Genomic DNA, 8,863 nt, shown 5'->3' with positions numbered 1-8,863 from the left:
GGAATGCTATAGCCTTTTGATAGCACCAACTGAACAGCATCCTGTTTGAATTCTAAACTAAAATACGGTCTCTTTCTTTGATTCATTACTTTCACTCCTATTGGTTATATTTTAACCTATAAAAGTGTCCAGGCATATTAGACCACTACAAGCCTTATGAAAGAAAGATGGCAACCTTAGTTGCATTTGCTCATCATTTTGAAGATACGACACAGGATGATGCCCTTGATATATTATCTATTGTCTTAAGTGAGCTATTTTCAAAAGCAAAGCGCTCTAATCATAAAAAGAGATTACGAACAATTAAGGATTTAGACTCTGCTGCAGCTACATTGATTGATGCTTGCAAAGTTGTCTTAGATAACAATCTTACTGATCAAGAAAGTTCGTAATAAAATCTTTAATACCGTTGGATATGAGGAATTAATAATTGCTGTTACCGAAGCAAATGCACTAATTCAGCCGCCGGATGATGTTTTTTATCAAGAACTTGAAGATAAGGAACAAAACAATTTAAAAATTTTTTGCCGGCACTTCTTCGTGTGATTCACTTTGAGGGCAATGAAGCAGGAAAACCCATTATCCAGGCTCTTGATTGGTTAAAAAATAAATCAAAAAAAGAAGCACCAATGGTTTTAGTCAGCAAAACATGGAAACGATATGTTCTGGATAAAGGAAATCAGTTCAATAAAACTGCGTATATTTTTTGTGTTCTTGAGAGATTACAAGGAGCATTGAAACGCCGCGATCTCTTTGTTAGCCCAAGTTGGCGTTATTCTGATCCTAGAGCCAATCTTCATGGAGGAACAGAGTGGGAAGCTATACGCCCAGTGATTTGTCGCTCCTTGAACTTAACAAGTGAACCCATGGTTATTTACAGGAGTTTGTTAATGAATTAGATGAAACATATAAATTGGTAGCTAAAAATTTTGATAATAACCCTTTTATAAGATTTGATCTGATTAAAGGCAATGAGGAGCTTATCCTAACCCAATTAGACAAGTTAGATGAGCCTGAATCGCTAAAACTATTGCGCAGTGGTTAAATCTAGACTTCCTCGTGTAGATTTGCCTGAAGTATTGCTAGAAATCGCTAAGCGAACTAACTTTATTTCAGCATTTACTCATATTAATGAAGGTAATGCTCGGGCTGTTGATTTAGAAATCAGTATTTGTGCTGTTTTACTCGCCCAAGCTTGTAATACTGGACTTGAACCTTTTGTTAGAGAAGACATTCCAGCATTAAAAAGAGATCGCTTGATCTGGGTTGATCAAAATTATATTCGCGATGAGACAATAACGGCATCTAACGCCATATTAGTTGCGGCACAAAACCAGAGTAAATTAGCAAAAAAATGGGGTGGTGGAGATATAGCCTCTGCTGATGGGATGCGTTTTGTTGTACCTGTCCGCTCGTTGCATTCAGCTCCCAATCCAAAGTACTTTAATCAAGGGCGTGGGGTAACCTGGTATAATTTACTTTCAAATCAAAGAACGGGATTGAATGATGTTACGGTGCCTGGAACATTGCGAGACAGTTTGATTCTACTAGGAGTAGTGCTAGAACAACAAACAGAGTTAAAACCTACTCGTATCATGACAGATACAGGTGCATATAGTGATATTGTATTGGTTTGTTTCGTCTCTTGGGATACCGTTTTAGTCCACGATTAGCTGATTTGGGAGATGCTCGTTTTTGGCGGGTTGATCCACTAGCAGATTATGGCAAACTCAATATTCTGGCTAAACATCGTGCAAATCTTGATCGTATTATTCCTCATTGGGATGATGTGTTGCGTTTGGTTGGATCTTTAAAACTTGGCCGAGTACCAGCAACAGGGATTATGAGAACTCTTCAGGTTGGTGATAAACCAACAAGATTAGCGCAGGCGATTGCTGAAATTGGGCGTATAGATAAGACTATTCATATGCTTAACTATATTCATGATGAATCCTGTCGTCGTAGCACTTTATTGCAACTGAATTTGACAGAGGGAAGGCATAGCTTGGCACGCTCTGTCTTTCACGGAAAAGAGGAGAACTACATCAACGCTATCGTGAAGGCCAAGAGGATCAATTAGGGGCACTAGGATTAGTGCTGAATGTTTTGGTTCACTGGAACACTATTTATATGGATGCAGCGCTAGATCAGCTAAAGAGCGATAACTTTCCTGTTAATGAAGAAGATGAAGTGCGACTATCACCGTTTGCAAAAGCACATTTTAATATGCTTGGTCGATATTCATTTTCAATGCCTGATGAAGTAAAAGATGGAAAATTAAGGTCACTAAGAGATCCTAATAATCCTTAAGTCGGTTGGCCGTTCCATTACTCCCCAAGCCCCGAATTTAAAATTCAAAATGACGCATCTGATGAGCAATAACCAACGCCTAATAACGTAGTAGCTACACACGTAGTAATACCTGAGGGTAACTTTCGTCCTATCGCAACCAATAAGAGCGCTAAAATTAAAGAGTTATAGTCGAAAGTGGTGTATGACAAGTTAAGTTAGGTGGCGTATTCTGTTGATTGTTTTAGCGGGAACAAAAATCAACAAAGGAGATACGCCATGAAGGATTGTAGTCTAAAGCTTGCGTCAGCACCAGAGAGAGAAAGAGGTCTAGAAGACCCGTTAACTGAGGTGTTAAGGGAAGGAGCCAAGGAATTAATAAGAAAAGCAGTAGAAGCGGAGTTATCCGAGATGCTGTCAGCCTATTCTGAAGTGCGTTTACTGGATGGCCGTCCTTCAGTGGTTAGGAATGGTTATCTGCCTTCTCGCCAGATTCAGACAGGAATCGGCGAGGTGGAAGTTCAGGTACCTAAGGTAAGGGACCGCAGTGGCTCAGGCATTCACTTCAACAGCCAGCTATTGCCGCCTTATTTAAGACGTACTAAAAGCCTGGAAGAACTCATTCCCTGGCTGTATTTAAAGGGGTTATCCACGGGTGATTATACGGATGCCTTATCGGCATTGGTTGGAGAGAGTGCGCGAGGTTTATCGGCCAATACAGTATCCCGCTTAAAGGAAAAATGGCTTTGAGCACAAGGAGTGGCAGCGCCAGGATTTAAGGAGCAAACGCTATGTTTATTGGTGGGCAGATGGTATTTACAGCAAGGTTCGTATGGATGATAAACTGTGCCTTCTAGTGATTATTGGTGTCACCGAGAGCGGATTAAAGGAACTTGTTGCCGTTTGTGATGGCTATCGGGAATCAACGGCTAGCTGGGAAGAAGTGCTGTTAAACTTACGTCAACGCGGTCTTCCTACAGCGCCTAAATTAGCGATTGGGGATGGTGCCTTAGGGTTTTGGGGAGCGATAAGCAAGGTTTATCCAGAAACCCGGCATCAACGATGCTGGGTGCACAAAACAGCTAATGTGTTGAACCAAACTTCCCAAGTCTATGCAGCCTAAGGTAAAAGCCTCGCTACATGAGATTTGGATGGCTGAAAAAGCGAGAAGATGCCTATAAGGCGTTTGATAATACAGTTGCGCTCTACAGTGCTAAATACCCAAAGGCCATGGAGTGCCTTGTCAAAGACAAAGAGGAGCTGCTGGCTTTCTATGACTTTCCAGCAGAGCACTGGATCCACATACGGACAACTAATCCTATTGAATCAGCCTTCTCCACAGTACGCTTGAGAACTCATAAGTCTAGAAACTGCGGCTCTAGAGACACCACTTTGGCCCCTGAGGGCTCCCCCTCATAAATAGGGATATTAAAAAGTGGCAGTGCATGAAGATATATGATCAAATAGTTTTTGCGAACAATTTTGATTAGGATATCTCATGCACATAAAAGCGATTTTTACACAATTTGCTATCAAGTACTATCCATGGAAAACGATTTAATACTCTTAATTTATTTATCAATGCCTTACTCAGGGAAAAAAAGCTGTCGTTAACTCAGTTGGGGCGAGCATTAAAAAATAAGGCTCAAGAAAAGAATAATATTAAACGCTGTGATCGTTTTTTAGGGAATAAAAAACTGCATGGAGAGCGATTCTCGATATACCAAAAAACAGCCCATAGGCCTAGCGCTCCGGAACTTGCGCCCTGACGCAAAAATTTAAAAATACCGTTTCATAGAAAGATTCGGTAATCTACTTCAAAAAGATCAGCGATTCGCTTCGCAAGTTCTTTACCGATAGCACGTCTTCCATTTTCCATGGCAGAAAGATTGGTTTGACTGACGTTTAATTTTTTAGCAAAATCAATCTGGCTCAATCCCTCCCGATATCTTAAGCCTTTTAATAACATACCTGGTTCACCAGATCTTGAGTCAAATCACTAAATAGATCATCAATCGAAATGTACTTATCATCAGATGTAACTTTATAACGTTCCATCACTTCAATTGGAACCGCATAAAGTCCCCCATGCCAAGATATTTTGGCAACATCATCAGTATGGTGCTTTTTCGTGAGTGCCGACATAATATATTTCCGTAATTTTCAATTTTTTATCGATAACTTCCCAACAGCATACATAAGTTGGTTTCCCTTTACTCAGATGGCAGTGGCGTTTATCTCCAGGCATACCTTGTAACTTGCTATAATTTTTTCCAACCCCCACCCAGTCGCTGGGCCATGATGTTCAAGATGGCGAACCAACAATAACACGGCAGCCTGAACCGATTTTGGTAGCTTTAATATTTTTTTCCAACTTTGGTTGGTATTATTATTTTCCAGACCATAACAGTATTGTATATCCTTTTTGATATATATCAAATATTGACAACTTAATTACCTAAGCAGTTGTTTTGTTTGAGGAATATAAGGAATAATGCCGGGCTCTATATGCTTGCTCTTGGATTTCATAGGTGGCTCTTCTGGCATCGATAATAAAACCATTCACCATAATCATCCATACCATAGGGTTATTATCCAAATTACTGCGTAAAGTCCATGCTGGATGGGGTCGCCTCAGAAAACGGAAAATAAAGCACGCTAAGCGAAAGCTCGATCATGCAGTTGGCAGGTCACGCCACAGGCGCATTTGAGGCGGAAACGGCCTGGCTACAACAATCTGCCAGCCCTTGTAAGATGCCGCATGCCTTCTACCTGTCGAGCGCCCTGAGCACCTCTCGCGCAAAACGGCCAAGTGTTTCTTCAACTGTAACAACGCTTCCACGCGGGCCTCTACTTGTTGGATATGGCCATCCAGTAGCGCATTGACCTCGCCGCAATCCTGATTCGGGTTATCTCGCAGGTCCAGCAATGCCTGGATTGCTCCCAGCGTCATGTCGAGCGAACGGCAATGGCGGATGAACTGCAAGCGCTCGACGTGAGCGTCACCGTATAGCCGGAAGTTGCCGCCGCTGCGCGCTGGCTTTGGCAATAGCCCCTCCTTCTCGTAATAGCGGATGGTGACGATCTCGCACCTTGTCCGCTTGGCAAGTTCACCAATCCTGATTTCCATATTTCATCCTCATTTAAAACTTGACTCTATAGTAGCTATAGGGTCTTTAATGAGCAATACAGAAATCTGCGTAAAGGAATTGTCATGAGCGAATGCGGTTCAAAGGGGTGCGGCTGCTCGACCGTGCCGATCAGCCAGCCCCCTGCGCAAGCCCAGCTAACGGCTGAATCGGCCCAAGCGGTCTACCGCATCGAGAACATGGATTGCCCCACGGAAGAGGCGCTGATCCGAAGCAAGCTAGCCGCGCTGCCGGGCGTGGTCGGGCTTGACTTCAACCTGATGCAGCGCACCTTGGCCGTGCGGCATGAACTGCCATCGTTGACTCCGGTTGAGCAAGCCTTGAAGGCCATCGGCATGCAGGCCGTGCGCATGGATAAAGCTTCTGACGAGCAGACGACCAAGCTGGTCATCGCCAAGATGGATTGTCCAACCGAAGAAGCGCTGATCCGCAACAAGCTTGCCACGGTAGCCGGGGTGACCAATCTCGATTTCAACCTGATGCAGCGCACCCTGTCCGTGCGCCATGCTGCCCACACCCTGCCGGAAGTATTGGCCGCGCTGAAATCTCTGAACTTCGAGGCGCAAGTGCTCAATGCGGAGGAAGCCAACGCCTCGCCGGCGATATCGACAGTCGCATCTACCAACTGGGGGCCGCTTGGCATCTCCTTGGCGGCTGCATTGGCTGCGGAAGCCGTCTACTGGTTCCACAACGGCAACCATTGGTCAGTCGTTGTTCTGGCGCTCGTCGCGATCTTCGCGGGCGGCCTTTCCACCTACAAGAAGGGCTGGATTGCGCTCAAGAACCGCAACCTCAACATGAACGCCCTGATGTCAATAGCCGTCACGGGCGCCATGTTGATCGGTCACTGGCCGGAAGCAGCGATGGTGATGGTGCTGTTTGCACTCGCTGAAGTGATCGAGGCAAAGTCGCTGGACCGTGCTCGCAACGCCATTCGTGGCCTGCTCGACCTTGCCCCGGAACAAGCCACGGTGCAGCAGCCGGATGGTTCGTGGCGCGAAGAGGATGCCAAGCAGGTCGCCATCGGCAGCCGGGTTCGGGTCAAGCCGGGTGAGCGTATCGCCCTCGATGGCGAAGTGCTGGAAGGACGCTCTACGGTCAACCAAGCGCCGATCACTGGTGAAAGCCTGCCAGTTGAAAAAGCGCCTGGTGATCTGGTGTTCGCCGCCACCATCAACGAATCCGGCTCGTTTGAGTATCGCGTTACGGCCACGGCCAGCAACTCCACATTGGCCCGCATTATCCACGCGGTGGAAGCTGCCCAAGGTAGCCGCGCACCTACTCAACGCTTTGTCGATCAGTTTGCACGCTGGTACACGCCAACCGTATTCGGTGTGGCGGTTGCGGTCGCACTGATTCCCCCGCTATTCATGGGCGCAGCGTGGCTGGACTGGATTTACCGCTCGCTGGTTTTGCTGGTCGTCGCCTGCCCGTGCGCGCTGGTAATCTCCACACCGGTCAGCATCGTTAGCGGCTTGGCGGCGGCGGCGCGGCACGGCATTCTTATCAAGGGTGGCGTCTATCTGGAAGAAGGCCGCAAGCTGCGCTGGCTGGCACTGGACAAGACCGGCACGATCACGCACGGCAAACCTGCGCAAACCGATTTCGTCGCGTGGGGCGATGCGCTACCAGCCAGCAGCCGAAGCATTGCCGCCAGTCTCGCGGCTCGCTCTGACCATCCCGTGTCCAAAGCCATAGCGCAGGCAGCGCATGCCGAAGGGGTTGCGCTACACGATGTTGCCGAGTTCGTTGCACTGCCCGGTCGTGGCGTGCGAGGCAGCATTGACGGTGTGACCTATCACCTTGGCAACCATCGGATGCTCGAAGAGCTGGGGCATTGTCCACCTGAATTGGAGCAGCGCATCGCTGCGATGGAGCGCGAAGGCAAAACTGTAGTGATCCTGGTGAGCACAAAGCGTGCGCAAGCCCTGATCGCGGTGGCAGACACCATCAAGGACAGCAGCAGGAGCGCTATCGGCGAGCTGCATGCGCTCGGCATCAACACCATGATGCTGACTGGCGACAACCCGCACACCGCGCAGGCAATTGCCACACAAGCCGGGATTGATCGGGCGCAGGGCAATTTGCTGCCAGAGGACAAACTGCGCGAGGTCGAACAACTGGCGCAGACTGGCAAGGTCGGGATGGTCGGCGACGGTATCAACGATGCCCCGGCGTTGGCACGTGCTGACATCGGATTTGCAATGGGGGCCGCTGGCACCGACACGGCCATTGAGACGGCGGACGTCGCCCTGATGGACGATGACTTGCGCAAGATTCCGACTTTTGTGCGCCTGTCACGTGCGACGGCTCAGGTACTGATGCAAAACATCGTGCTGGCACTGGGCATTAAAGCGGTGTTTCTGGTACTCACCTTCACTGGTCACGCGACCATGTGGATGGCCGTGTTTGCCGACATGGGAGCCAGCTTGCTTGTCGTGGGCAATGGCTTGAGGCTGTTGCGCCGATGAACTGGAAATTCATTCTCTATGACTGGTATGGTCTGAACGTCGCGTTGTTCCAGGTCATCAATGCGGGAACGCCTGCCGCGCTGGGACCGCTGGTGTGGTTCTTCAGCCTCGTAGGCAATTACTGGACAGCGCCCTTGACGCTGCTGGGTCTGTGGTGGTGGTCGAAGTCAGCAACCAATTTAGCCCGCGCTGATGCAGTTTGGCATCGGCTCATTGTTTTTGGCACCGCCTTCCTGCTGGCCTTGCTGGCCGCCACTGTCTTGAAGCTGTGGCTCGACTTCCCGCGTCCGCCCGCCGTCTTCGGCGAGTTAGTGCGCATCATCAGTGAGCATGAGCGGCACTACAGCCTGCCCAGTGGGCATGCTACCTATTCGGCGTTAGTTATCGGCGCGCTTTGGCCTTTGATGGGTCGCCGTGGCCGCGTCGGTTTGGTGCTTTATGCCGTCTTGGTCGGATGGTCGCGCATTGCTGCTGGAATGCACTTCCCGGCTGATGTGCTGGCGGGCTGGTGTCTAGGATTGGGCAGCACCGTTCTTGCCGGACGGCTGATACCGCTTGTCGCTCCCACGTGGCAGACGGCTCGCCACACGTCGGCCTCGGTCTGGTATGTGGTGGCCGTGTGCGCCTTCATGGCCGACCAGTTCGCCAAGCTCGCCGTCGTCCGCACGTATGCCTATGGCGAACAGGTCGAAGTCACGCCATTCTTCAATTTCGTTCATGTACTGAATCCGGGGGCCGCATTCAGCTTTCTGGCAGGCGCGGGCGGTTGGCAACGCTACTTCTTCATCGTCCTTGGCTTGGCAGTCTCGGCTTGGCTGGTACGCATGCTGAAACAGCGGTTGCCAAGCCTTGTACTATTATTACATTGGGAGTTGCAAATAGTTCCAAAAAGACAATCGCACAGAACCATCGCGTGGTGGTTCTGTTTATCATTTTAATGATTACTTCGGAAGT

Annotated in this window: 5 protein-coding genes and 2 pseudogenes; 4 read left to right on the top strand and 3 right to left on the bottom strand. The window is 48.6% G+C overall.

The window, feature by feature from the left end:
• Positions 1 to 152: 152 nt before the first annotated feature.
• Positions 153 to 2,310 (top strand): annotated as a pseudogene (locus DYH61_RS15945) (Tn3 family transposase); the annotation flags it as partial.
• Positions 2,311 to 2,568: 258 nt separating this feature from the next.
• Positions 2,569 to 3,687: pseudogene (locus DYH61_RS15500) on the top strand (IS256 family transposase); the annotation flags it as partial.
• Between the two features lie 394 nt (positions 3,688 to 4,081).
• On the opposite strand, the gene DYH61_RS15490 reads toward DYH61_RS15500, so the two are convergent.
• From DYH61_RS15490 to cadR, 3 genes are all read right to left on the bottom strand, one after another.
• On the bottom strand, positions 4,082 to 4,258 hold the full coding sequence (locus DYH61_RS15490) for a helix-turn-helix transcriptional regulator (protein WP_115343328.1): 177 nt from the start codon (positions 4,256 to 4,258) through the stop codon (positions 4,082 to 4,084).
• Positions 4,249 to 4,434, bottom strand: a complete 186-nt coding sequence (locus DYH61_RS15730; RefSeq protein WP_115343327.1) for a hypothetical protein — start codon at positions 4,432 to 4,434, stop codon at positions 4,249 to 4,251. The genes DYH61_RS15490 and DYH61_RS15730 overlap by 10 nt, the downstream gene beginning before the upstream one ends.
• A gap of 529 nt (positions 4,435 to 4,963) precedes the next feature.
• Positions 4,964 to 5,419: a Cd(II)/Pb(II)-responsive transcriptional regulator gene (gene cadR / locus DYH61_RS15475; RefSeq protein WP_276527729.1), complete on the bottom strand. Its 456-nt coding sequence runs from the start codon at positions 5,417 to 5,419 to the stop codon at positions 4,964 to 4,966.
• An 84-nt stretch (positions 5,420 to 5,503) separates the two neighbouring features.
• Between cadR and DYH61_RS15470 the strand changes: the two genes are divergently transcribed.
• Both DYH61_RS15470 and DYH61_RS15465 read left to right on the top strand, forming a co-directional pair.
• The gene (locus DYH61_RS15470; RefSeq protein ID WP_058523796.1) at positions 5,504 to 7,909 is read left to right on the top strand and encodes a heavy metal translocating P-type ATPase; all 2,406 of its coding nucleotides are present in this window, start codon (positions 5,504 to 5,506) and stop codon (positions 7,907 to 7,909) included.
• Positions 7,906 to 8,847 (top strand): phosphatase PAP2 family protein, encoded by a 942-nt coding sequence (locus tag DYH61_RS15465; protein ID WP_083503128.1) that lies wholly within the window; start codon positions 7,906 to 7,908, stop codon positions 8,845 to 8,847. Before DYH61_RS15470 ends, DYH61_RS15465 begins: the two co-directional genes overlap by 4 nt.
• Positions 8,848 to 8,863 lie beyond the last annotated feature (16 nt).

Origin of the sequence: Legionella quinlivanii, assembly GCF_900461555.1 — a bacterium.
In the GTDB taxonomy this organism is placed as follows: Bacteria; Pseudomonadota; Gammaproteobacteria; order Legionellales; family Legionellaceae; genus Legionella_C; species Legionella_C quinlivanii.
The sequence above is the reverse complement of the archived record's forward strand: the minus strand, read 5'-3'. Positions and strand labels throughout refer to the sequence as shown.